18 protein-coding genes are annotated in these 24,029 nt (G+C 61.9%); 10 read left to right on the top strand and 8 right to left on the bottom strand.

Annotation, left to right across the window (positions count from 1 at the left end):
- Window positions 1-266 precede the first annotated feature (266 nt).
- The gene (gene pcaR, locus J3A71_RS05850; RefSeq protein ID WP_016488885.1) at window positions 267-1,142 is read right to left on the bottom strand and encodes a pca regulon transcriptional regulator PcaR; all 876 of its coding nucleotides are present in this window, start codon (window positions 1,140-1,142) and stop codon (window positions 267-269) included.
- Between the two features lie 475 nt (window positions 1,143-1,617).
- Between pcaR and J3A71_RS05845 the strand changes: the two genes are divergently transcribed.
- Together J3A71_RS05845 and J3A71_RS05840 are read left to right on the top strand one after the other, a co-directional pair.
- On the top strand, window positions 1,618-1,818 hold the full coding sequence (locus tag J3A71_RS05845; protein ID WP_016488886.1) for a hypothetical protein: 201 nt from the start codon (window positions 1,618-1,620) through the stop codon (window positions 1,816-1,818).
- Window positions 1,819-2,129: 311 nt separating this feature from the next.
- Window positions 2,130-3,602, top strand: coding sequence for an inorganic phosphate transporter (locus J3A71_RS05840; RefSeq protein ID WP_024717454.1), 1,473 nt, complete (start codon window positions 2,130-2,132; stop codon window positions 3,600-3,602).
- Window positions 3,603-3,689: 87 nt separating this feature from the next.
- Here J3A71_RS05840 and J3A71_RS05835 read toward each other — a convergent pair whose 3' ends face one another.
- Entirely contained in the window at window positions 3,690-5,165 is a 1,476-nt protein-coding gene (locus J3A71_RS05835) for a helicase HerA-like domain-containing protein (RefSeq protein WP_096426708.1), read from the bottom strand.
- Window positions 5,166-5,335: 170 nt separating this feature from the next.
- Here J3A71_RS05835 and J3A71_RS05830 point away from each other — a divergent pair, with 170 nt between their 5' ends.
- The 4 genes from J3A71_RS05830 (at window position 5,336) to J3A71_RS05815 (ending at window position 10,291) form a co-directional block, all read left to right on the top strand.
- Window positions 5,336-7,210: a methyl-accepting chemotaxis protein gene (locus tag J3A71_RS05830; protein WP_096426709.1), complete on the top strand. Its 1,875-nt coding sequence runs from the start codon at window positions 5,336-5,338 to the stop codon at window positions 7,208-7,210.
- Window positions 7,211-7,423: 213 nt separating this feature from the next.
- A complete protein-coding gene (locus tag J3A71_RS05825; RefSeq protein ID WP_016488891.1) occupies window positions 7,424-8,545 on the top strand; it encodes a glycosyltransferase family 1 protein in 1,122 nt (373 codons plus the stop codon).
- The gene (locus tag J3A71_RS05820; RefSeq protein ID WP_096426710.1) at window positions 8,538-9,302 is read left to right on the top strand and encodes a DUF2334 domain-containing protein; all 765 of its coding nucleotides are present in this window, start codon (window positions 8,538-8,540) and stop codon (window positions 9,300-9,302) included. Before J3A71_RS05825 ends, J3A71_RS05820 begins: the two co-directional genes overlap by 8 nt.
- Window positions 9,299-10,291 (top strand): lysylphosphatidylglycerol synthase transmembrane domain-containing protein, encoded by a 993-nt coding sequence (locus tag J3A71_RS05815; protein ID WP_096426711.1) that lies wholly within the window; start codon window positions 9,299-9,301, stop codon window positions 10,289-10,291. The genes J3A71_RS05820 and J3A71_RS05815 overlap by 4 nt, the downstream gene beginning before the upstream one ends.
- Here J3A71_RS05815 and J3A71_RS31295 read toward each other — a convergent pair.
- On the bottom strand, window positions 10,197-10,430 hold the full coding sequence (locus tag J3A71_RS31295) for a hypothetical protein (RefSeq protein ID WP_080641085.1): 234 nt from the start codon (window positions 10,428-10,430) through the stop codon (window positions 10,197-10,199). The genes J3A71_RS05815 and J3A71_RS31295 overlap by 95 nt on opposite strands.
- A 48-nt stretch (window positions 10,431-10,478) precedes the next feature.
- On the bottom strand, window positions 10,479-11,330 hold the full coding sequence (gene purU / locus J3A71_RS05810; protein WP_016488894.1) for a formyltetrahydrofolate deformylase: 852 nt from the start codon (window positions 11,328-11,330) through the stop codon (window positions 10,479-10,481).
- A gap of 284 nt (window positions 11,331-11,614) precedes the next feature.
- On the opposite strand from purU, the gene mvaT reads away from it, so the two are divergent.
- Window positions 11,615-11,992 carry a histone-like nucleoid-structuring protein MvaT gene (gene mvaT / locus J3A71_RS05805; protein WP_012273998.1) on the top strand — a complete coding sequence of 126 codons (378 nt, stop codon included), beginning with the start codon at window positions 11,615-11,617 and terminating at the stop codon, window positions 11,990-11,992.
- Between the two features lie 72 nt (window positions 11,993-12,064).
- Here the strand turns inward: mvaT and sbcB are convergent, their stop codons facing one another.
- The 3 genes from sbcB to J3A71_RS05790 form a co-directional block, all read right to left on the bottom strand.
- Complete coding sequence (gene sbcB, locus J3A71_RS05800) at window positions 12,065-13,498, bottom strand: exodeoxyribonuclease I (RefSeq protein WP_096426712.1); 1,434 nt, start codon at window positions 13,496-13,498, stop codon at window positions 12,065-12,067.
- Between the two features lie 42 nt (window positions 13,499-13,540).
- Window positions 13,541-13,900 (bottom strand): PilZ domain-containing protein, encoded by a 360-nt coding sequence (locus J3A71_RS05795; RefSeq protein WP_016488896.1) that lies wholly within the window; start codon window positions 13,898-13,900, stop codon window positions 13,541-13,543.
- Window positions 13,901-14,023: 123 nt separating this feature from the next.
- Entirely contained in the window at window positions 14,024-14,410 is a 387-nt protein-coding gene (locus J3A71_RS05790; RefSeq protein ID WP_016488897.1) for a hypothetical protein, read from the bottom strand.
- 179 nt (window positions 14,411-14,589) lie between these two features.
- On the opposite strand from J3A71_RS05790, the gene pyk reads away from it, so the two are divergent.
- Both pyk and J3A71_RS05780 read left to right on the top strand, forming a co-directional pair.
- Entirely contained in the window at window positions 14,590-16,044 is a 1,455-nt protein-coding gene (gene pyk / locus J3A71_RS05785; RefSeq protein ID WP_016488898.1) for a pyruvate kinase, read from the top strand.
- 161 nt (window positions 16,045-16,205) lie between these two features.
- Window positions 16,206-21,212 (top strand): RHS repeat-associated core domain-containing protein, encoded by a 5,007-nt coding sequence (locus tag J3A71_RS05780; RefSeq protein WP_096426713.1) that lies wholly within the window; start codon window positions 16,206-16,208, stop codon window positions 21,210-21,212.
- A 33-nt stretch (window positions 21,213-21,245) separates the two neighbouring features.
- Here the strand turns inward: J3A71_RS05780 and J3A71_RS05775 are convergent, their stop codons facing one another.
- A complete protein-coding gene (locus J3A71_RS05775; RefSeq protein ID WP_016488900.1) occupies window positions 21,246-22,184 on the bottom strand; it encodes an iron-sulfur-binding ferredoxin reductase in 939 nt (312 codons plus the stop codon).
- 276 nt (window positions 22,185-22,460) lie between these two features.
- Between J3A71_RS05775 and J3A71_RS05770 the strand changes: the two genes are divergently transcribed.
- The gene (locus tag J3A71_RS05770; protein WP_016488901.1) at window positions 22,461-23,984 is read left to right on the top strand and encodes a fumarate hydratase; all 1,524 of its coding nucleotides are present in this window, start codon (window positions 22,461-22,463) and stop codon (window positions 23,982-23,984) included.
- Window positions 23,985-24,029: the final 45 nt, after the last annotated feature.

Here is a 24,029-nt window from a genome sequence, read left to right as displayed (position 1 = left end):
ACGATGATTGGGGGAATATGGCCTGCGTCAGCCTGGATACAACGGTACTGCGTGCGGGTGCGGCCGCAGCAGCAAGTGGACAGTATTCATGGTAAGTGCCTCTTGTATTTTTTGTTCGGTCGGCATGGCCGACCGTTGCGAGAGACATTAATCAGCGGGCGGCGGTGGCGCAATTCGCCCGGAGCGACACTGTGCGTTTATCGCACAAGAAACCGTTTTGCCTGTTCTAAATGTCAAAGGGGGGCGCTCCGCGGCCCCCTTCAATCTCAGCCAAACAACTGATGGCAAAGGTCCCGGCTGGCCGCCAGCAGGATCGGCAGGAAGCGCTGTTCCAGCTCACTGCGTGTCACCCGCCCCACATGGGTGCTCACGTTCAACGCCGCCAACACTTGCCCCGATGCATCGTAGATCGGCACGGCAATCGAACGCAGCCCCTGCTCCAGCTCCTGGTCCACCACGCACCAGCCTTGGGCGCGGACCTGCTGGATGCAGGCGAACAGTGACTCGGGGTCATGCAAGGTACGGCTGGTACGCGCCTTCAGGTCGGCACGCTCCAGGTATTCACGCAGGCTGGTGTCGTCCATGGCCGCCAGCAGGATGCGCCCCATGGATGTGCAGTAGGCCGGCAGGCGCCCGCCCACCGACAGGTCGACCGATATCAGCCGCTCCACCGTGGCCGAACGGGCTATATAAAGAATGTCGTCGCCTTCAAGGGTGGCCATGTTGGCGGCTTCGTGCAATTGGTCACTGATACGGTCGAGATAAGGCTGGGCAGAGATCGCCAGTGGCGTAGACGACAGGTAGGCGTGCCCCAGCGTCAGCACTTTGGGCAGCAGCGAATAGGTACGCCCGTCGGAGGTGGCGTAACCCAGCTTGATCAGTGTGTGCAGGCAACGGCGCACCGCGGCTCGGGGGATTTCGGTGCGGTGGCTGATCTGGGCGATGGTCAGGTGGCGCTTGCGTTCCTGAAAGGCCTGGATCACGGCCAGGCCACGTGCCAGGGAGGTCATGAAGTCTGGATCGCCGGTAAACGCCTGGATGCGCTTGGCCGGTGAAGCCACGATCGGCGGGGCCATGGCGGCCGATGGGGGTCGCGCCGGCTCTGGATTGACCGAATCATTGACCAGGGTTTCGTCACTCATCGCACACCTCAAAAAAAAACGCCCACTCGTTCGATTATCGAACAAACGGCCGATAATCGCAATTGACCGCTGACACGTTTGCTTATACCTTTCTCATGCCACTTGTGGCTTCTTTGGAGAGACTGGTCAGGTACCCACCGTAGAAGTCCCCAGGCAACGGCCTCGCCTCTTGGCGAGGCCGTTTTTCATTCTGGCGTCGCCCTGGCATTGCGGCGAACTTTTATCCGTCATGCCTTTCAAACTTGTACGAAGCGTCCGAACTGTTTCCGCCCCTGCCACTCGTTGCGTCAGGTGCTGTCAGGGTTCGGTAAATAACGATGTTCGGTGAATTATCGGTTGCTATAATCATTGCGCAGGCCCGGGCGCTAGCATGGCAGCGGCTTATTCCGCTGTATGTAGCCGTTGCGGCCAGCCAGGCATGTGCACGCTGCACATCGCATAACAAACGTCATCACACTTAATTCAGGTACTGCATGTGACGAAAGATGAACTGCGCGCAGAACTCGAGCGCCAGGCTGAACGTTACAAGGATGTTTACGGTGGTGAAGTCACCACTTACGCCGCACAACCGGATCCGGAACGCAAACCCTGGCGCAAACGTGCCAGCGTGCGCGACCAGGCGTTCAACCAGGAACTTGAACGCATTGAAAAGGAACTGCGCAGCGACAATCCCTGACCCGGGACCACGCCAGCGCGTCGTCGCCCGGCCAGCCCGGGCGAGGTCGATCTTTACCGCCTGACCGAAGATGAAATGGATTTTCACAAATTTCATACGACCGTTTGAATGATGACGAAACGGCCATTTCTTCGCTTTTTTGCCTGATTTCGCCAGGCTTTGCGCTTTTTAGCAGACATTTTCCTGCCTGATTGCCCCAGTTCGCATCCCATGCTCACGCCATGAAGATTGCCATCGGTCTGTAGCAGGTGCATCGATTGCCAAGGTTTTCTGGCATAATCCCGCCCCCCTATACCCGCCAGACAACCTTCATGATCGATTTATTCAGCGGACTGGATGCCTGGGTGTTGGTGAGCCTGCTGCTCGCCTTGACCTTCGTACTCGCCTTCGAGTTCATCAATGGCTTTCATGACACCGCCAATGCGGTAGCTACAGTCATCTACACCAAAGCCATGCCGCCGCACCTCGCCGTGTTCTTCTCCGGTGTGTTCAACTTCCTTGGCGTTCTGCTCGGCGGTGTGGGGGTGGCCTATGCCATCGTGCACCTGCTGCCGGTAGAGCTGCTGATCAATGTGAACACCGGACACGGCCTGGCCATGGTCTTCTCGCTGCTGGCTGCGGCCATCACCTGGAACCTGGGTACCTGGTACTTTGGCATCCCGGCCTCGAGTTCGCACACGCTGATCGGCTCCATTCTCGGTGTCGGCCTGGCCAACGCCCTTATCAACGACATTCCGTTGGGTGATGGCGTCAACTGGCAGAAGGCGATCGACATCGCCATGTCGCTGGTGGTTTCGCCAATGGCCGGCTTTGCCGTGGCGGCCCTGGTGCTGATCGGCCTGAAGTGGTGGCGCCCGCTGTCGAAGATGCACAAAACCCCCGACCAGCGTCGCAAACTCGACGACAAGAAGCACCCGCCATTCTGGAACCGCATGGTACTGGTGGTTTCGGCCATGGGCGTGAGCTTCGTGCACGGCTCCAACGACGGCCAGAAAGGCATCGGCCTGATCATGCTGGTGCTGATCGGTATTGTCCCGGCCAAGTTCGTCCTCGACCTGAACAGCACCACCTACCAGATCGAGCGTACCCGCGACGCTACCCTGCACATGAGCCAGTTCTACCAGCGCAACGCCGCCACCCTGGGCGAATTCCTGGCACTGGGCAAGGCCAAGTCCAGCGACCTGCCGGAGAAGTTCAGCTGCAACCCGCAGCAGACCGAGCCGACCATCGCCGCGCTGCAGTCTTCGCTTCAGGGCGTGACCGACTACCACAGCCTGGATGCCGACAAACGTGTTGAAGTGCGCCGCTACCTGCTGTGCCTGGATGACACCGCGAAAAAGGTCGGCAAGCTGCCGGGCCTCGAGGCCCGTGAAAAGGCCGACCTGGAAAAACTCCGCAAAGACCTTACCGCCACTACCGAATACGCACCATTCTGGGTGATCGTGGCCGTCGCCCTGGCCCTGGGCCTGGGCACCATGGTTGGCTGGAAGCGTGTGGTACTCACCGTTGGCGAAAAAATCGGCAAGCAGGGGATGACCTATGCCCAAGGCATGTCGGCACAAATCACTGCCGCCTGCGCCATCGGCATGGCCAACGTGTTCGCCCTGCCGGTATCGACCACACACGTGCTGTCGTCCGGTGTAGCCGGCACCATGGTTGCCAACAAGAGCGGCCTGCAAGGCGGCACGGTGAAGACCATCCTGCTGGCCTGGGTCCTGACTCTGCCGGCTTCGATGGGCCTGGCCGCCGGCCTGTTCTGGCTGGCATCCAAAGCCATTGGCTAAGTGACACCGCAATAGAAAAAGGCGCCTCATGGGCGCCTTTTTCACAGGAGTCATTCCTGTACCGGCGATAGGGCCGGTACAGGCAAACTACCTTTTCTTGCCCCCCAGCAACGACCCCATCAGCCCTCGCACCAGCTGTCGCCCCAACTGATTGGCCGCCTGGCGCACTGCCGACTTGATCGCCTGCCCCGTCGCACTTTGCAAGAAGTCGCCGGCCTTGTCGGCAAAGCTCTCCTCGTCCACCTTCGGTTGCGGCGCCGGCTCCAACGCCTCGCCCTTGCGCTGGGTCAGCCTCTCATAGGCCGACTCACGGTCCACCGGCTTGTCATAGCGCCCCACCAGCGGTGAAGCAGCAATCAGCGCAGCTCGCTCGGCCGCACTCAGTGGCCCGATACGCGACTGCGGCGGCGCAATCAGCACCCGCTGCACCATGGCAGGCGTGCCCTTTTCCTCCAAGGTACCCACCAACGCCTCGCCAATCCCCAGCTCGGTCAGCACCGCCAGGGTGTCGAATGCCGGGTTCGGGCGAAAGCCATCGGCCACCGCCCTCAGCGACTTCTGCTCCTTGGCGGTAAACGCCCGCAAGCCATGCTGTATGCGCAAACCCAACTGGGCCAGCACCGCATCCGGCAAGTCACCCGGTGACTGGGTGACGAAATACACCCCCACACCCTTGGAGCGGATCAGCCGCACCACCTGCTCCAGGCGGTCCTGCAACGCTTTTGGCGTACCGTTGAACAGCAAGTGCGCTTCATCGAAGAACAAGGCCAGCACCGGCTTGTCGGCATCTCCACGCTCGGGCAACTGCTCGAACAGCTCGGCCAGCAGCCACAGCAGGAAAGTCGCGTACACCTTGGGCGCCTCATGCACCAGCCGGCTGGCGTCGAGCAGGTGGATGCGCCCACGGCCATCCAAATCTGGCCGCAGCAGGTCCTCGAGCTGCAATGCCGGCTCGCCGAACAGCGCCTCGGCGCCCTGCTGCTCCAAGGTCGCCAGGCGCCGCAACAGCGCCTGGGTCGAGGCCGTGGTCATCAGCGCACTGTCTTCCCCCAGCAATTGTGGGTTGTCCTTCAGGTGCGCGAGCAGCGCCTTGAGGTCCTTGAGGTCCAGCAGCAACAGGCCCTCACGGTCGGCCACCTTGAAGGCTGCATACAGCGCCGCCTGCTGACTGTCGGTCAGTTCCAGCAGGTTGCCCAGCAGCAACGGCCCCATTTCACTGAGGGTAGTGCGCAGCGGGTGGCCGGACTGCCCGGCGATGTCCCAGAGGCTGACCGGGTAGGCCTGGGGCGTGTGCCCCAGCCACGGCATGCCGGCGATGCGTTCGGCCACCTTGCCCTGCGGCGCGCCGGCAGCCCCCAGCCCACACAGGTCACCTTTGACATCGGCCGCGAATACGGCCACCCCTGCGTCACTGAACGCTTCTGCCAGGTGCTGCAAGGTCACGGTCTTGCCAGTACCCGTCGCGCCCGCCACCAGGCCATGGCGGTTGGCCAGCCGCATCGCTTGCCCGACTGGCTGGCCATCTGGGCCAGCACCCACAACTATGGTCGAAGTTTCCGACATCTCTGCAATCCTCTGCTCAAGCTTTGCCTTAATTCGGCCGATACCTTTGGGTGATATTCGCCTTAATTAGAGAGGAACAACCGAAAAGGGACTTTTCGGGATGTTGCACTGCTTTGCGGCTCCACCCGTGCGAACGCCTGATATAACACCTTAGCGGAACCGATTACGCCATGAACAAAAGCCTTCGTTTCAGCCACAAGATTCTTTTGGCAGCATCATTGATCGTGATACTCGCCTTCAGCCTGTTCACGCTCTACAACGATTACCTCCAGCGTAATGCGATCCGCGCGGACCTGGAAAACTATCTCGCTGAAATGGGCGCCTCCACTTCGACCAACATCCGCAACCTGTTCGATGGCCGTATCAAGCTGGTGGAAAACCTGGCACAGAACATTGCCCAAAACCCAACCAACGCCGAAACCCTGATGGGCCAGAATGCGTTGATTTCCAGCTTCCTCACCGTTTACCTGGGCAAGGTGGACGGCGGCTTCAGCGTGCGCCCGGACGCAAAAATGCCCGATGGCTACGACCCGCGCACCCGCCCCTGGTACAAGGACGGCATGAACGCCACCGGCGCGACACTGACCGAACCGTACATCGACATGACCACCAACAAGATGGTCATTGGCATCCTCAGCAAGGTTTCCAGCAGTGTCGGCGTGGTCGGGGGCGACCTGGCCCTGGACGGCCTGGTGCAGATCATCAACTCGCTGAACTTCGGCGGCATGGGCTACGCCTTCCTGGTGAACGACCAGGGCAAGATCCTGGTGCACCCTGACCAAAACCTGGTGATGAAGTCGCTGTCGGACCTGTTCCCGCAGCACACGCCAAAGCTGACCGGTGAGCTGACCGAAGTGCAGAGCGAAGGCCAGACCCGCCTGCTGACCTTCACCCCGATCACCGGCCTGCCTTCGGCCAACTGGTACATCGGCCTGTCGGTGGACAAGGACAAGGCCTTCTCGATGCTGAGCACTTTCCGCACCTCGGCGGTGATCGCCACGGTGGTGGCGGTGGTGATCATCATCGGCCTGCTTGGCCTGCTGATCAGCGTGCTGATGCAGCCGCTGCATACCATGACCCGCGCCATGGAAGACATCGCCGAGGGTGAAGGCGACCTGACCAAACGCCTGCGCATTCACAACCACGACGAGTTCGGCATCCTGGGCACCGCCTTCAACCGTTTCGTCGAGCGTATTCACAGCTCCATCGCCGAAGTGTCCTCGGCCACCGAGCAGGTCAACGAAGTGGCCCTGCGTGTCATCAGCGCCTCGAACTCGTCGATGACCAATTCTGACGAACAGTCCAACCGTACCAACAGCGTGGCCGCCGCCATCAACGAACTGGGCGCCGCCGCCCAGGAAATCGCCGGCAACGCTGCTCAGGCGTCGCAGCACGCCAGCTCGGCTCGCTTGCTGGCTGAAGAGGGTCAACAGGTGGTCGAGCGCAACATTGCGGCAATGAACCGCCTGTCCGACCTGATCGTCTGCTCCAGCGGTCACATCGAGACGCTGAACAACAAGACCGTCAACATTGGCCAGATCCTCGAAGTGATCACCAGCATTTCCCAGCAAACCAACCTGCTGGCGCTGAACGCCGCCATCGAAGCGGCCCGCGCCGGTGAAGCCGGCCGTGGTTTTGCCGTGGTGGCCGATGAAGTGCGCAACCTGGCGCACCGTACCCAGGAATCGGCGCAGCAAGTGCAGACCATGATCGAAGAGCTGCAGGTGGGCGCCCGCGCGTCGGTCGAGACCATGGACCAAAGCCAGCGCCACAGCCAGGACAGTGTGCAGATCGCCAACCAGGCCGGTGAGCGGCTGGACAGCGTTACCGTACGCATCAGCGAGATCGACGGCATGAACCAGTCGGTGGCCACCGCCACCGAAGAGCAGACCGCCGTGGTCGAGGCGATCAACATGGACATCAACGAGATCAACATGCTCAACCAGGAAGGCGTGGAGAACCTGCAAGCCACCTTGCGCGCCTGCTCGGACCTTGAGCAGCAGGCCGGCCGCCTGAAGCACCTGGTGGGCAGTTTCCGCATCTAAAGACACTATTTCGCGGGCACGCCCGCTCCCGCAACGGCTGACACAAACCTCAAGGTCTGTGCAGTCTCTGCGGCAGCGGGCGTGCCCACAAAGAAACCAACACCCCCCTCAGCCCTGGGCCGCCAAACCCCGATCGAACAAACTATCCTTCACACAGGTCAACCTGTAGGCGCGTCATCGCCGGATGACAAGCCCGAAGATGATCCTGGAGGGATGCTGATCGTGCACATCGCCGACATCACCATGTTCTATGCCCCGGCCAGCGGCGGCGTACGAACCTATCTTGATGCCAAACACCGCCGCCTCGACGCCATTCACGGCGTACGCCACAGCCTGCTGATACCCGGTGCCAGTGCACAGCACGCCGATGGCATCTATCAGGTGCCCGCCCCGCCTCTGCCATTCGGCAAGGGTTACCGCTTCCCGGTGCGCCTGGCCCCCTGGTGCAATGAACTGCGACGGCTCAAGCCCGACCTGATCGAGGTCGGCGACCCCTATCTGACCGCCTGGGCTGCGCTGGAGGCCCGGCGTCAACTCGATGTGCCAGTGATCGGCTTCTATCATTCAGACCTGCCGTTGTTGGTCAGCAACCGCATGGGCAACTGGTTCACGCCCAATGTCGAGGCCTACGTCAGCAAGCTGTACGGCAATTTCGACCGGGTGCTGGCGCCCAGCCAGGTCATGGCCGACAAACTGCGCCGCCTGGGTGTACGCGATGTGCATGTGCAGCGCCTGGGGGTGGACCTGGCCACCTTCAACCCAGACCAGCGCGACCCGCACCTGCGCGCGCAACTGGGCATCGCTGACACCAGCCGCCTGCTGATCTATGCCGGCCGCGGCTCGCGGGAAAAGAACCTGCCAGTGCTGCTCGACTGCATGCAGCAGCTGGGTAGCCCCTACCACCTGCTGCTGGTGGGTTCGAACATGCCGGCCAATGTGCCGCGCAACGTCAGCGTGATCGACCACTTCTGCCCCGCGCCGGAAGTTGCCCGGCTGCTGGCCAGCGCCGACTTGCTGGTGCACGCCGGGGACCAGGAAACCTTTGGCCTGGTCATTCTTGAAGCGATGGCCAGCGCCATCCCGGTGGTGGCTGTACGCGCCGGTGCCTTCAGTGAAATCGTCAACGAACAGTGCGGCCGCCTGTGCCGCCCCAATGATGGCCACGCCATGGCGGCAGCCGTGCGCGAGGCGTTCGAGGCCGGCGTACGTATACTCGGGGCGCAGGCGCGCCGCCATGTGGAGCAGCATTATTCATGGGACAACGTGGTGTGCGGCCTCCTGCAGCACTACCACGCGGTGCTCGGCCACCCACTGCAGGTGCGCGCCCATGGCTGAGGCATGGCCGGCGTCGCGCAGCCTGATGCTGGTGCTGCATGACGTCGCGCCCGAGACCTGGCCAGACTATCAACCCTTCGTCGAAGCCGTCGACACCCTCGGCGGCGTCCCCATGACCTGGCTTGTGGTGCCAGACTTTCACCAGCGCAACCTGCTGCTGCGTTCGCCCACCTTCTGCCGCCTCCTTGACCGGCGCCTGGCCCAGGGCGATGAACTGGCCTTGCACGGCTACTACCATGCCGACAACAGCCCACCGCCCCGCACACCCGGCGACTACTTCATGCGCCGTATCTACACCCACGAAGGTGAATTCTACGGCCTGGACCAGCAGCAGGCCCTGCAACGGCTGGAGCGCGGCCTGGCACTGTTCCACCAGCAAGGCTGGCCTGTAGCAGGCTTTGTAGCGCCGGCCTGGCTGATGAGCGAAGGCACCCGCCAGGCCCTGCGCCGCCTTCCCCTGCGCTACACCAGCACGCCGCAGCACCTGTACCGCTTGCCGGACTTCACCGCGATCGAAGCCCCGGGGCTGGTGTGGAGTGCCCGCAGCGCGTGGCGCCGAGGGCTTTCCAGGGTGCTGTGCGACTGGCAATGCCACCGGTGGCGCAATGCCGAGACCCTGCGCCTGGGCCTGCACCCGGTGGACATGCGCCACCGTTCATCCCGGGACTACTGGCTGAACACCTTGCGCAGCTTGCTGGCTCAAGGCCGCGAGCCCCTGACCAAGACGGCCTGGCTGGACCGCAAGGCCAGCGCATGAACCGCCTGGCCTGGCTGGGCCTGACACTGCTGGCGGCGGTGCTCGTGCCGATCCTGCTCGGTGGCAGCGAGCTGCTGCCGAGGCTACAACGCTTCGATCCTGTGCTGATGCTCACCCTGCTGGGCATGATTCTGCTGTGCTGGGCCATCAACGCCATTCGCTTGCGCCTGTTGCTCGGCCAGCAGGGAGCCAGGCTTGGGCCCCTGCGTAGCCTGGGCGTGATAATGGCCACCGAATTTGCCATCTGCACCACCCCCGGTGGCAGCGGCGGGCCCTTGACCCTGATGGCCCTCCTGGCACGTGACCGCATCAGCGCGGCACGCAGCGGCGCTGCATTCGCCATGGACCAGTTGAACGATCTGGTGTTCTTCTTCTGCGCCATGCTGGCAATAGCTGGCTACGCGCTGTTCCACAGCCTGGGCCGCAGCCAGGAAAGCATGTTGCTGGGCAGTGCGCTGCTACTGTGCACAGCACTGGCCGGGGTGGTCGGGCTGCTACGCTATCGCCGTCAGGTCATGCGCTTGAACGGCAGGCTGCTGCGGCGCCTGGGCATGAGCCAGCAGCGCAAACGCCGCTGGGCGCGCAAGCTGGTGCACTTCGTGCAAGCGCTGACGCAAACCTGGCAGCTGCCCAAGCGCACACTGAGCCTGGTGTTCACCTTGACCTGTGCACACTGGGGTCTGCGCTACAGCGTGTTGTACCTTGTCTTGAGGGGATTGGGGGTGGACCTGGCCTGGATCCCCAGTTTTCTGGTGCAGATGCTGTCGCTCAGCGCCGGCCAGCTCAGCCTGCTGCCAGGCGGCGCCGGTGCCGCCGAGCTGACCTCGGCCAGCCTGCTGACGCCATGGGTGGGCGGCTCTACCGCCGCCGCGGCCATCCTGATATGGCGGGCGGTTACCTACTACTTTTATCTGCTGGCGGGTGGGCCGGTGTTCGTGTGCCTGCTGGCGCGTCCGTTGCTGGAGCGCTGGCGGCGTCAGGCGGGTTGAGCTGTTGCCAGAGTTCGGCAGCGCCGGGGAAGTCGGTGCCGTCAGTGTCATCCAGGGCTTCGGGGTCGTAGCGGGCCAGGCAACCTTCGCCAAGAGTGGGAGGTGGTGAGGCATTGGGGGTGTTGCGTTGTGTGGCCATCAGTGTTCCTTTCAAGATTGCAGGGGCTGCTTTGCAGCCCCTGCATCATCAATCGAAAACGACAGTCTTGTTGCCATGCACCAGCACCCGGTCTTCCAGGTGATAACGCAGGCCGCGGGCCAGCACCATCTTCTCTACATCACGGCCAAAGCGGACCATGTCCTCGATGCTGTCGGCATGGCTGACACGCACCACGTCCTGCTCGATGATCGGGCCGGCGTCCAGTTCTTCGGTGACGTAGTGGCAGGTCGCGCCGATCAGTTTCACGCCACGCAGGGCGGCTTGGTGATAAGGCTTGGCACCGACGAACGACGGCAGGAAGCTGTGGTGGATGTTGATCACTTTTTCAGCAAAGTCCCGGCACAGTTGCGGCGGCAGGATCTGCATGTAACGGGCCAGCACCACCACATCGGCGGCGTGCTCCTGAACCAGGCGCGACACTTCGGCAAAGGCCGGGGCCTTGTCCTTGGGGTCAACCGGCACATGGAAGAAAGGAATGCCGTGCCACTCGACCATGCTGCGCAGGTCGTCGTGGTTGGAAATCACGCAAGGGATCTCGCAGTCCAGTTCATCAGTGTGCCAGCGGTGCAGCAGGTCGGCCAGGCAATGCGACTCTCGGCTGGCCATCAGAACCACACGCTTTTTCTGCGCCGAGTCGGTAATGCGCCAGGTCATGGAGAACTCTTCGGCGATCGGCGCAAACGCCTCGCGGAAGGCTTCGATACCGAACGGCAGGGATTCAGCGCGGATTTCATGGCGCATGAAGAACCAACCGCTCTGCTCGTCAGAGTGGTGACTGGCTTCGTTGATCCAGCCATTGTACAAGGCCAGGAAATTACTGACTTTCGCCACGATGCCGACACGGTCGGGGCAGGCGATCACCAGACGATAGGTGCGCATGAATGAGACTCCAGAACTTCGCAAAGGCGCCTATTCTAGCGGCACGCCAGAAAAAACGCAGTATTGATCGCAGCCACGATGGCGTATGCCGGTCGCCATACACAGCGCAGGCATTGCCTGACAGACACGTGGAAAAACAGGGTTTTTAAGTAAATTTTTGTTCACGTAGAGAAATATTGTCACAGCTTAATTAACAGTTAATCGCCCAATATCATGTTTACTTGCGACTATCGCCTGTCTATTATTGCTCCACACATTTCTGAACACGCATTAAGGAACACTCCATGTCCCTGATCAACGAGTACCGCGCTACCGAAGAAGCCATCAAGGAACTTCAGGCCCGCCTGGCCAACCTGTCGCAGGATGACAAGCTCAAAAAAGAACTGGAGTTCGAAGGCAAACTGCGCACTCTGATGGGCGAGTACTCCAAGTCGCTGCGCGACGTGATTGCCCTGCTCGACCCAGAGTCGAAACTGAGCAAGGCACCTCGCGGTGCGGTCAAGACTACTGCCACCAAACGTGCGCGCAAGGTCAAGCAATACAAAAACCCGCACAACGGTGAAGTCATCGAAACCAAAGGCGGCAACCACAAAACCCTGAAAGAGTGGAAAGCCACTTGGGGTGGTGATGTGGTTGAGAGCTGGGCAACCCTGCTGGACTGATTGTCCGCATTTGCCGTTTGCTTGTCGCAACAAAAACGCCGGCACATTGCCGGCGTTTTTGTTGCCCCGCTGTCAGCCAATTGCAAATTGTTCCTGCAGTTGCCGGGCGTGCAGTTGCCAAGCTTCCAGCACACGCCGCCCAGCCTCGTTAGCGCCTTCCCAGGCTTTTTGACGCGCCTGTTCGAAGTCGCCCAGCGTATTGGGCGCCCCCCACTGCGGGTCGCTCAGGCGCTGCTGACAAAAGCCATACCAGCGCTGACGCTCTTCGCTGGTCAAGGTTTCGGGGAAGTTGCGCGCCCGATAGCGGAACAGCAATTCCGGTAAACGCGGGTCATCGAACATCCACTGCCCACGGCCCAACTGCGCGGGTTCCAGCATACGCACTTGCTCACATAAGCGGCGGTCTCGGTCCCCTACAAATCCGTCATACAACTGTTGTTCCGGGTCTTCTGTCGGGGTGAAGTCTTCCTTGCCGTAGATGTGCTCCAGCTTGTCTTGCCATTGCGCCTGTTGATTAGCCAACTGTTCGCCGCGCAATTGTAACAACGTCAAGTCCAGGCCTAATCGTTGTTGGTCGGCCGGGCGCAATACCGACAGTGGCGCCAGTACCGGGCAGCGATTGATCTGTACCAGTTTGAGCGGCACCGGTAATTCACCCTCGGCCAGTGCTTCATGACGGGTATACAAGCGCTGGCGTAGAACCTCGGCACTTTCCCTTAGTAACGGTAGGGGTTCCTGATGCAAGTCGCAGACGATCAGCGCATTGCGATTACGTGGGTGCCACGCTAATGGCAGTACGACACCCAGGTAATTACGCGCCGCCGAAAAGCGCCCGGATATGTGCACCAGTGGCTGCAACAAACGGATCTGCTCCATCACTTTATGCTTGCTGCGCAACTGGAAGAGCCACTCATACAACTTGGGTTGTTTCTGCCGAATCAGACGGGCCAGCGCAATGGTTGCCCGCACGTCGGAAAGCGCTTCGTGGGCATGCCCATGGTCAATGCCATTGGCTTTGCTCAACAGTTCCAGGCGCAGGCTGGTGCGCCCATCCTGTTGCGGCCATTGAATACCGTCAGGGCGCAACGCGTAGGCGGTTCGCACGATATCGATCAGGTCCCAGCGGCTGTTGCCGCCCTGCCACTCCCGGGCATAGGGGTCGAAAAAGTTTCGGTACAAACTGTAGCGGGTCACTTCATCGTCAAAACGCAGGGTGTTGTAGCCAGCACCACAGGTGCCCGGGTGTGCCAGTTGCGCATGCACCCGGGTCATGAACTCGGCCTCGCACAGGCCTTGCTCGGCCAGCAACTGCGGGGTAATGCCAGTCACCAGGCAAGCCGCCGGGTGTGGCAGGATGTCATCGGAAGGCCGGCAATAAAGGCTGATCGGCTCATCGATTTCGTTAAGGTCGAAATCGGTGCGCACGCCGGCCACCTGCAGCGGCCGGTCGCAACGCGGGTTGATGCCGGTGGTTTCGTAGTCGTGCCAGAAAATGCTTGAGGTCACGGGGTCGTCCTGTATCAAGGTCGACCCGATTCTAGCGCAGCCTCAGACAGAAGCGTTGGCAGGCAGGAAACTGAAATAATCACGCAGTGAGCGCACGAACTCGTCGAATTCGCGAGGCGCCTGCAACAGCATGAAGCCGGAATCGTAGTGGCCTGGCGTCTGGTCTTCGCGGCACCACAGGCAACTGGCGGTCAGGTTGACGAACTGATGCCCGCCGCCAACCAGCGGCAAGCGCAATTGCAGTTCGTAATCGGGCCCTACCAGCACAGGCAGCTGGCTGATGACCATCAGCCCATCCTCGGAGGCATTACCCAGCTGGCCGATCTCCTGACCGGTAAAACGGTTGAATACCTTGAGGATACAAGGCAGCTGATGACGCTCGATGTGGCGCTTGTTGAACATGATCGCGTGTGTATTCCGTACCTGGTGCCAGGAATACAAGGTACTGGCGGTTGTTGTAACAGCTGAGTTACAGATTAGCGCAGGGCGCGCAGCAAATCCCGTGAAATAAACCACACCTTGGTGTTATCGCCAAGGTGCGGTGGTCACCGGGTTGGCCACAGCCGCTTCGCCGCTACGGGCATGCCCGAGTTTTTCAAGGGTCTGCAGGCGTGCCCGGGCACGATAGGCGTACTCGTTGCCCGGGTATTTCTGGATCAGGTACTGATAAGTCTGCGCGGCATCCACGTACAGCGCCTGGCGCTCCAGGCACTGGCCACGCAGCAGCGACACCTCGGGGTGGATGAACGGCCGCGAACGGCTGGTGCGATCGACCTGCGACAGCTCCAGCATGACCCGTGCGCAGTCGCCACGGTCGTAGGCGCGGTAGGCATTGTTCAGGTGGTGGTCCATGGACCAGCGGGTGCAGCCGACGGCGCTGGCCGCCAGGGCTAAAACGATCAGGGCTCGCATGGGGATCTCCTTTGATGCCTGTGTATCGGCCATCGCCAACAAATCTTCACAGGCTTTTGCAAGCATACCCCGACCGTTCAAATGCCACCCTGTCTTGGTCGCAGGTAGTGCAACGGAACAATGACTACAGCGAGATTCAGGAGTAGCCTTTCGCTGCGCTTCACTATAGGAGTCTGTGCATGACCATCCGCCGTACCAAAATCGTCGCCACCCTTGGCCCCGCCAGCAACTCGCCGGAAGTGATCGAGCAATTGATCCTTGCCGGCCTGGACGTGGCACGCCTGAACTTCTCCCACGGCACCCCGGACGAGCACAAGGCCCGCGCTCGCCTGATCCGTGACATCGCCGCCAAGAACGGCCGCCATGTCGCGCTGCTGGGCGACCTGCAGGGTCCAAAGATCCGCATCGCCAAGTTCGCCAACAAGCGCATCGAATTGAAGATCGGTGACAAGTTCACCTTCTCCACCGCCCACCCGCTGACCGAAGGCAACCAGGACATCGTCGGTATCGACTACCCCGACCTGGTCAAGGACTGCGGCGTCGGTGACGAACTGCTGCTCGACGATGGCCGTGTGGTCATGCGCGTCGAAACCGCCACTGCAGACGCCCTGCACTGCGTGGTGATCATCGGTGGCCCGCTGTCGGACCACAAAGGCATCAACCGCAAAGGTGGCGGCCTGACCGCGCCGGCCCTGACCGAAAAAGACAAGGCCGACATCAAGCTGGCCGCGGAAATGGACCTGGACTACCTGGCCGTTTCCTTCCCGCGTGATGCCAGCGACATGGAATACGCACGCAAGCTACGTGACGAGGCCGGCGGCAGCGCCTGGCTGGTGGCCAAGATCGAACGGGCCGAAGCAGTTGCCGACGACGAGACCCTCGACAAGCTGATCGCCGCCTCCGACGCGGTGATGGTTGCCCGTGGCGACCTGGGTGTGGAAATCGGCGACGCCGAGCTGATCGGCATCCAGAAAAAGATCATCCAGCACGCCCGCCGCAACAACAAGGCGGTGATCGTGGCGACCCAGATGATGGAGTCGATGATCCAGAACCCGATGCCGACCCGCGCTGAAGTGTCCGACGTGGCCAACGCCGTGCTGGACAACACCGATGCGGTGATGCTGTCGGCCGAAAGTGCTGCCGGTTCCTACCCGATCGAAGCCGTACAGGCCATGGCGCGGATTTGCCAAGGTGCCGAAAAGCACCCGACCAACCAGAAGTCCAGCCACCGCCTGCACACCACCTTCGAACGTTGCGACGAAAGCATCGCCCTGGCGGCCATGTACACCGCCAACCACTTCCCGGGCGTGAAGGCGATCATCGCCCTGACTGAAAGCGGCTACACCCCGCTGATCATGTCGCGCCTGCGTTCGCACGTGCCGATTTTCGCCCTGTCGCCGCACCGCGCGACCCAGGCTCGCGTCTCGATGTTCCGCGGCGTGTACCCGATCGCCTTCGACCCGGCCTCGCTGCCGGCCGACAAGGTAAGCCAGGCGGCAGTCGACGAGCTGCTCAAGCGTGGCCTGGTGCAACAGGGTGACTGGGTGATCCTGACCAAAGGTGACAGCTACCACACCATCGGCGGCACCAACGGCATGAAGATCCTGCATGTCGGTGATCCTCTGGTCGGCTGATCAGCTGCTCGCAGGTCGCGTGCTACAAGAGCCCCGTACAGCTTCTGTCGGGGCTTTTTTCAACGTCACGCATCTCGCCTCTCAAAGACTTATCTAGCGCCAGCCAGCTCGCCACGTGTCCTTGAATTGGGCCTCTTCACTTCGATGACGAGAGCCTGATCATGCGTGACGCTCCACTACACTCCCAAGCCGGCAACTTTCTTGATTGCTTCAAGACCGCTGTCGACAACCGAACAGGCCAGTTCTGCTTGGCCATTGCCCTGCCCGTGCCTCCCGCCAACCAGCTGTGCGGGCCAACGCTGAGCGTGACACTGGCTTTCAGCACCCTGGCCTCTTCCTGTAACCGTGGCTATGGCCTGGGCTGGAGCCTGGGGCTATCGGAAATCAACCTTGATCAGGATAACCCGCGTCTGAGCCTGTCTTCAGGCGAGCAGTTCGCCATTGATCTGATCAACTCCGACCCGTGCAGTGATGGCCGGCTGGCATTTTTCGATCAGAAACTGCCAACCTTCACAGTCACGCGTCAAGCCGATGGCAATTTCCGGGTCGACAAGCAAACCGGCGAAAGCGAGATTCTTCGCCAACAGGACGACAGCACCCGCTACTTGCTTGAGGAGATGCGCTCACCCGAAGGGCGCCGCCTGTATTTCGACTGGATGCCCTTCGCCGACGGTATATCGACGCTGGCCAGGATCCGCGATGAAACCCGTACATTGCTGGCCCTGGAAACCGAAGCCAGTGAACTGCGTTTCGTGCTCAATCCACAAACGGCCCACGCCGCTACTCTGAGGGCGCTGCTGAGCAATGAGCGCTTGAGCCAGCTGTACCTCCCCGACATCGACCAGCCATTCGAAATCGAGTACGACGCCCTGAACGTGCCGGGGCAGGCGCAGCTCCTCTTGCCACGTCGCTTTATCGGCCCTCTCGGTGCCCGCGACATCGTCCACTGGTCCCAGGACAGTGAAGGCCTGCGCATGCCCGAAGGCGGCCCCCTGGCATTCCTGCCCCGCGTCATGGGATGGACCCATACCAGTGCTGGCCCGGGCAGTGAGCTCCAACGCAGCTACCAGTGGATCGGCGATCACAACCACCTGGGCTATGGCAGCGACCAGGCGTTCGAATGGCATAGCGGGCGGGACAACCTCTACCAGGTCAACAGCGACTATCAATACCAGATGGTGGAAGAACAGACCGATGGCCAGGGCAGGCTTCTGGCTACAGTCGAACGCACCTGGGACCGTTTCCACTTGCAGGTAAGTGAAGTGACCCGCCGGGGGCACTGCGAAACGCGCGAGCAAACGCTCTACGGCGTCGATCCGGCACTCAGTTGGGAGGAGCAACCGGCCTGGTGCCAGTTGCCCCACGAAGTATCGGTCACCTATCTGGATCATTCCCGGCCCGGCCAAAGCCGCAGCGAGAGCACCCGCTATGTCTATGACGACTTCGGCAACCCTCTGCGCGTGCTATTCCCCAGCGGCGTCGAGGAATGTTACGAATACTACCCGGCAGAAGGTGCCGAAGGCTGCCCCGCAGACGCACTCGGCCGGGTACGTTTCCTGAAAAAAAAGACCGTTATCCCCGTCATCGCCAAAGGCGCAGCCCCTGTTCTGGCCACTACTTATACCTACCAGACGCTACCTTCGCTGATCGAAGGCGCGTTGCCCCACGTACTGGTGGCCAGCGAGCAGCTCGAAGGCCCCGAGAACCGGGTGATCGAGCATACCCGGCAGTTCTACCTGACCACTGCAGGTACCACGTATGGCCGGGAAGAAAAGAGCGTCGTCACCCTCGACGGCAAATGCACAACTACCTTTTACAGCTACAGTGCCACCGCGGATGCACTGGTGACCGAAGTCACCCTGCAGGGCTTTGAGAACGATGAAGAAAACCGCTCCAGCACCGCTCATGCACAATCGATGCTCACCGGCCAGACTCTCTGGGAGCGGCACGACAGCGGTGCCATTACCCGTTATGAATATGACCGATTAGGCCGTGTGGTATGCACCAGGTCCGCAGCAGGCAGCCCTTACCAGACCCAGCGCCTGGCCCGTTATCACCTCAACGACGAGTTCGCCAGGCAAGCCAGGCCGAACGGCCAGTACAATCCGGTATTGATCGAGCAGGTCGATATCACCGGCCGCCGACAGCGCCAATGGCTCGACGGCGAAGGCCGGGTCGTGAGCATTCACCTTGAAGACCTCGATAACAGCCCGGGCGTGTTCCGCGAAACAGGCCGCAACCAGTACGATGCCCTCGGCCGCCTGGTCAGCCAGACCTCACTGGACTGGCTCAAGGCCGACAACCTGCTCACCTTGACCCGCACAATCCGCTACGACGACTGGGGCCACGCCTGCCAGGTGACCAGCCTGGAAGGCATCGAACAGCACCTCCACCACGACCCCATCACCCGCCGCAGCGAACAGTGGCAAGCGGCAGGCAAGTTACAGGGGCCGCGCCAGGTCATCTCGCACAACGCTGCCGGCAGCCCGGTGGAACAGCAGGATTACGATACCCGCGGGCGACACACCCGCACCCTGCTACTGCTGCGCGACGGCCTCGACCGGGTCATCGAGCAGCGCATCCAGGTAGAAGGCTCACCCGACATCGTCACCCGCCTGCGCCATGACGCCTACTCACGCATCATCGAAAAGCACCTGCCGGACAATACAGTGGTGACCTGGACCTTCGCCGAGCACAGTGATGGCCATCACCCGCAAAGCATTGCTGTCAGCTCGAGCGTCGGTGAGGCGCAGGCAATGAGCGAAACCGCCTGGATACTCGGCCGCCAGACCTTCGATGGGCTCGGCCGGCAGCGCTCGGTGCAGGTCGCCGGGCGTACCACCCACTATCACTACCGCCCAGGCCAGCTGCCGCCCGTCGCCAACACCTTGGCCGATGGCAAGCACGTGACCTACCGCTACGAGCCTCAGTTGGGCAATGCCCTGCTAGGCACCGCAGCCGACGGCGAAGCCGAGCAGCAGCTGACCTATCATGCCACGCTCGGCATTCCGACCAACGCCCGCGGCGGGCTCGGCAGCCTCAGCTGGCAACTCACGCCTTCCGGGCTGCCCTTGCGCGACAGCTGGAACCTCGACGAGGTCGAGCACACCACCCATTGGCGCCATTCGCTCAACGGGTTGCCAGTGGGATTCACCGACGCTGCGGGAGCCGAACACCATCGCCATCTCGACAGGTTCGGGCGCCTGCAGCGCCTTGAGGTAGACGGCGTACAAACCGAGTTCAGCTACGACGCCCTCTCCCGCCCGCTGAGCATTACCACCCACGACCCTGCCCGTGCGCGGAGCCTGACCCGGCGGATCAGCTACGACACCATGGGCCGAGAACAGCGCAGCGTCTACACCGTGAGCGATACCGAGGGGGAGCGTAGCATCACCCTGACGCTGGCCTATTCAGCCCTCGACCAAGTGATCCAGCGCAGCATCAACGGCGCCGAAGAGTATTTCGACTACGACCGGCGGGGCCGCTTGGTACGCTACCGCTCCAGCGCCGACGGCGCGCCACTCGACCCGTTCGGCAATCCCATCGTCGAACAACGCTATACCTTCAACCCGCTGGATGGTTATCAGCGAGTGGTCAGCACCTTTGCCGACGGTAGCCAGGACGCGGCTGAGTTCAGCTACGCGGCGAACGATCCGACCCAGCTCAGCGCGGTTACCCACTCCCACCCAAGCTGGCCAGCCCGCATCGAACTGACGTACGACGCCTGTGGCCGGCTCATCGCCGACAGTTTGGGCCGCACCTTGACCTGGAACAGCTCCGACCGTTTGGTACAGGTCGAGCACAGTGGCTCTAGCTGCCATTACCACTACGACGCCAGCGGTAACCTCTGCGAACGTGAACTGGACCATGGCCGGGTACGCAGTTTTTACAGCGCCGGGCAACTGACCCACGAACAGCACGGTGAGCTGCGCCTGGGGCTGATTGGTGACGGCGCCGAAGTGTTTGCCGTGAGCTGCAAGGATGGCGGGGAGTCCACCATCCGCCTGCTTGGCTGCGATGGCCAAGGCACCGTACGGTTGCAAGTCGACGAGCGACTGCGCCAGTGCCATTACAGCCCGCATGGCGCCGAACCCGAAAACGACCAGCAAGCTCCGTTCGGTTTTGCCGGGCTGCGCCGCGAACCGCTGACGGGCTGGTACATCCCTGCCGGCTACCGGCCATACGATCCTGTCCTGATGACCTTCCTCAGCCCCGACAGTGACAGCCCGTTCGACCGTGGTGGGCTCAATGCCTACGCGTACTGCGCCGGTGATCCGGTCAACCGCATCGACCCCGATGGCCACAGCTGGGTCGGCTGGACGATCGCAGGCGTAGGCCTGGCGATAGGCGCAGCGGCCGCAATCAGCACGTTGGGCGCCGCCGTGCCCGCCATTGTCGCCCTGTATGGCGGCAGTGCGCTGACCGGCAGTGCGGCGCTGGCAATCGGCAATGCCGCACTGAACGCTATCTCCCTGAGCACCGGTATCGCCAGCATGACGATGCAAGCCAGTGGCGCGGACGAAAAAGCCGCCAACGTACTGGGCTGGATATCACTGGGTACTGGCTTGGCCAGTGCCGTAATCGGGATGGCGCCTGGCTCGACCAAAGTCGCCAGCAAAGCGCTCCGCTCACCTGGCAGGGCTAATGCCAAGCGTGCGTTCGCCAACCCGATGACGCCCGCCCCCCGGCAGGTACAAAACACCGCCGTGATCTACTCGGCTGACGGCATGGCCAACGACGTTGCCATGCATTACAACTTCGTGGGGCAAGGTATCCGTGCCTTCGAAACCCACGGCAGCAAGGCTGGCCAGTTGATGAACGGCGCAGGCCAGATGGAAGATGCCGTACGTGTTGCACTGCGGGAAATCGCACCGCGCCTCGCCGGCATGGCCGACAACCAACCTATCGTCTTGCTGGCCTGTTATGGCGGCAAGAGTGGAGCAGCACAACGCATCGCCAATGTGCTGCAGCGGCCGGTACATGGCTATGACAGACCCATCTGGGTACATCGTGCCGGTTTCATGCAGTCCCTTGAAGTGACAGCTCAGACCAGCAATCTACCCAGGCAGCAAATATCAAGATGGCGCCAACTGATGGGCCAGACCGGGCCGTTTTCCGCGACTCCCGACAGAGAGCTGGCGACCGGCAGGCTGTATTTTCCTCAATAGCTTACGGCAGCATGCTTCGCCCACGGGCGGGCGTCACGGTGGCGCGCGGTCAACGAAAGCATCGGCAAACAACTGGTTTCGCGGCAACCCGGCAATGAACAAGCGCCGCGCAAACTCCTCGATCCTCCCCGGTGCACCGCATGCCAAGGCCACGGTGTGCCGCGACGACAGGCGCAAGCCTTGCAGCCAAGCTTGCAGCTGCTCGGCAACGATAAACTCTACGCTCACATTCGGGTGTTCCACAGCCAACGCGGCTAGGGGCGCAGTCAGGTAATGCTGCTGCGCCGTCGCCGCCACGTGCATGACCCGGATATCCCCCTGATGCCCTTGGCGCAGCGCCTCGCGCAGGATGCCCAATAACGGTGCGAGGCCGGTACCCGCCGCCAGCAACCATAGCGGCCGCGCGTGCCAGTCCTGCTCATAATGCAGCGCCCCACCCCGCAGCTCACCCAACCGCAGTACGTCGCCAACATCAAGGCTGCGAGCCTTGTCGCAAAATAAACCAGGCCGCTGGCAGTCGATATGAAATTCGAGAAAGTCGTCTTCGCCCGGCAGGCTTGCCAGTGAATACGGCCGGGCGATCGAACCGTTCCACAGAAGCACATGCTGCCCGGCTTGATAACGCAGCGCTCGCTCTGGACGCACGCGTAGGCGCAACACATCACCGTACCAGTCCAGCGCACTCACCCGAGCGGGGATGCCGTCCTGCAGAGGGTCGAATACCGCTACGCGCAGGTCCCCCACTACACGGCACTGGCACGCCAGGCGCCAGCCTTGTGCATGCTTATCCAGCGCCAGTGCCTCAGGCAAGGCATCCGCCGGTTGCCCCTCCAGGCAATGCACCAGGCAAGCATGGCAACTGCCGGCCCGGCAGCTGTAGGGCACATTCAGGCCGGCCTCGTTCAAGGCATCGAGCAAGTTGCTGCCAGTGGGCACCGCCCAGCGGCGCTCGCCCACGCAAATTTCGGGCATTGTCAGCTCTCTCTCCTGGCGCTTTATTTTGCCGGGCCCGCTTTGCGGCCCCCGTCAAGCATCCTATCTCTCGACCGAGACAGCAAGAACAGTGCCTGCCCGCTGCCGACCATCGTCCAGACCGGCCGAAGGTGTGCCCGGGACGGATGCGCGCTATACTGCCGCGCCTTTTTCCGTCGGCCTGACCTGCCGGCGCCTTGCAAGGCGTTTCGACATGCTGGTCGGCACCGTCGAGCGTCTTTATGAATGTTCCCGTCTTTAAGAGGAGCGCGCTGCATGACCGTGATCAAGCAAGACGACCTGATTCAGAGCGTCGCCGACGCCCTGCAATTCATCTCGTACTACCACCCCGTCGATTTCATCCAGGCGATGCACGAGGCCTATCTGCGTGAAGAATCGCCTGCTGCGCGCGATTCCATCGCCCAGATCCTGATCAACTCGCGCATGTGCGCCACCGGCCACCGCCCGATCTGCCAGGACACCGGGATCGTCACCGTGTTCGTGCGCGTCGGTATGGACGTTCGCTGGGATGGCGCCACCCTGAGCGTCGACGACATGATCAACGAAGGTGTGCGCCGCGCCTACAATCTGCCCGAAAACGTCTTGCGCGCCTCTATCCTGGCCGACCCGGCCGGTGCTCGCAAGAACACCAAGGACAACACCCCGGCAGTCATCCACTACTCGATCGTCCCTGGCGACAAAGTCGAAGTCGATGTGGCAGCCAAAGGTGGCGGTTCGGAAAACAAGTCGAAGATGGCCATGCTCAACCCGTCCGACTCGATCGTCGACTGGGTGCTGAAGACCGTCCCGACCATGGGCGCTGGCTGGTGCCCGCCTGGCATGCTCGGCATCGGCATCGGCGGTACCGCCGAGAAGGCCGCCGTCATGGCCAAGGAAGTGTTGATGGAATCCATCGACATCCACGAACTGAAAGCGCGTGGCCCGCAGAACCGCCTGGAAGAAATCCGCCTGGAGCTGTTCGAGAAGGTCAACCAACTGGGCATCGGCGCCCAGGGCCTGGGTGGCCTTACCACCGTGCTCGACGTCAAGATCATGGACTACCCGACCCACGCCGCGTCGCTGCCGGTGTGCATGATCCCCAACTGCGCCGCCACCCGTCACGCCCACTTCGTGCTCGATGGCTCCGGCCCGGCCGAGCTGGAAGCGCCGTCGCTGGACGCCTACCCGGAAATCGTCTGGGAAGCCGGCCCAAGTGCCCGCCGCGTCAACCTCGACGACATCACCCCTGAAGAAGTCGCCAGCTGGAAACCGGGCGAGACCATTCTGCTCAACGGCAAAATGCTCACCGGCCGCGACGCCGCACACAAGCGCATGGTCGAAATGCTCAACCGTGGCGAAGCGCTGCCGGTGGACCTGAAAGGCCGCTTCATCTACTACGTAGGCCCGGTTGACCCGGTCGGTGACGAAGTGGTGGGCCCTGCAGGCCCGACCACCGCCACCCGCATGGACAAGTTCACCCGCCAGATCCTCGAGCAAACCGGCCTGCTGGGCATGATCGGCAAGTCCGAGCGTGGCCCGACCGCCATCGAAGCGATCAAGGACAACAAGGCCGTGTACCTGATGGCCGTTGGCGGCGCTGCCTACCTGGTGGCCCAGGCCATCCGCAAGTCCAAGGTCCTGGCCTTCGCCGAGCTGGGCATGGAAGCGATCTACGAGTTCGAGGTCAAGGACATGCCGGTTACCGTCGCGGTAGACAGCAATGGTGAATCGGTGCACATCACAGGCCCTGCCCTGTGGCAGAGCAAGATCGCCGAAAGCCTGGCAGTAGAAGTTAAGTGAGGCAGCCTTGAGGCTTGAGTAACCGTTTCTCGAAGGTCGGTTGCT

This window comes from Pseudomonas sp. PvP089 (assembly GCF_017875165.1).
GTDB classification, from domain to species: domain Bacteria; phylum Pseudomonadota; class Gammaproteobacteria; order Pseudomonadales; family Pseudomonadaceae; genus Aquipseudomonas; species Aquipseudomonas fortuita.
This window is presented reverse-complemented; position numbering and strand designations above follow the sequence as displayed.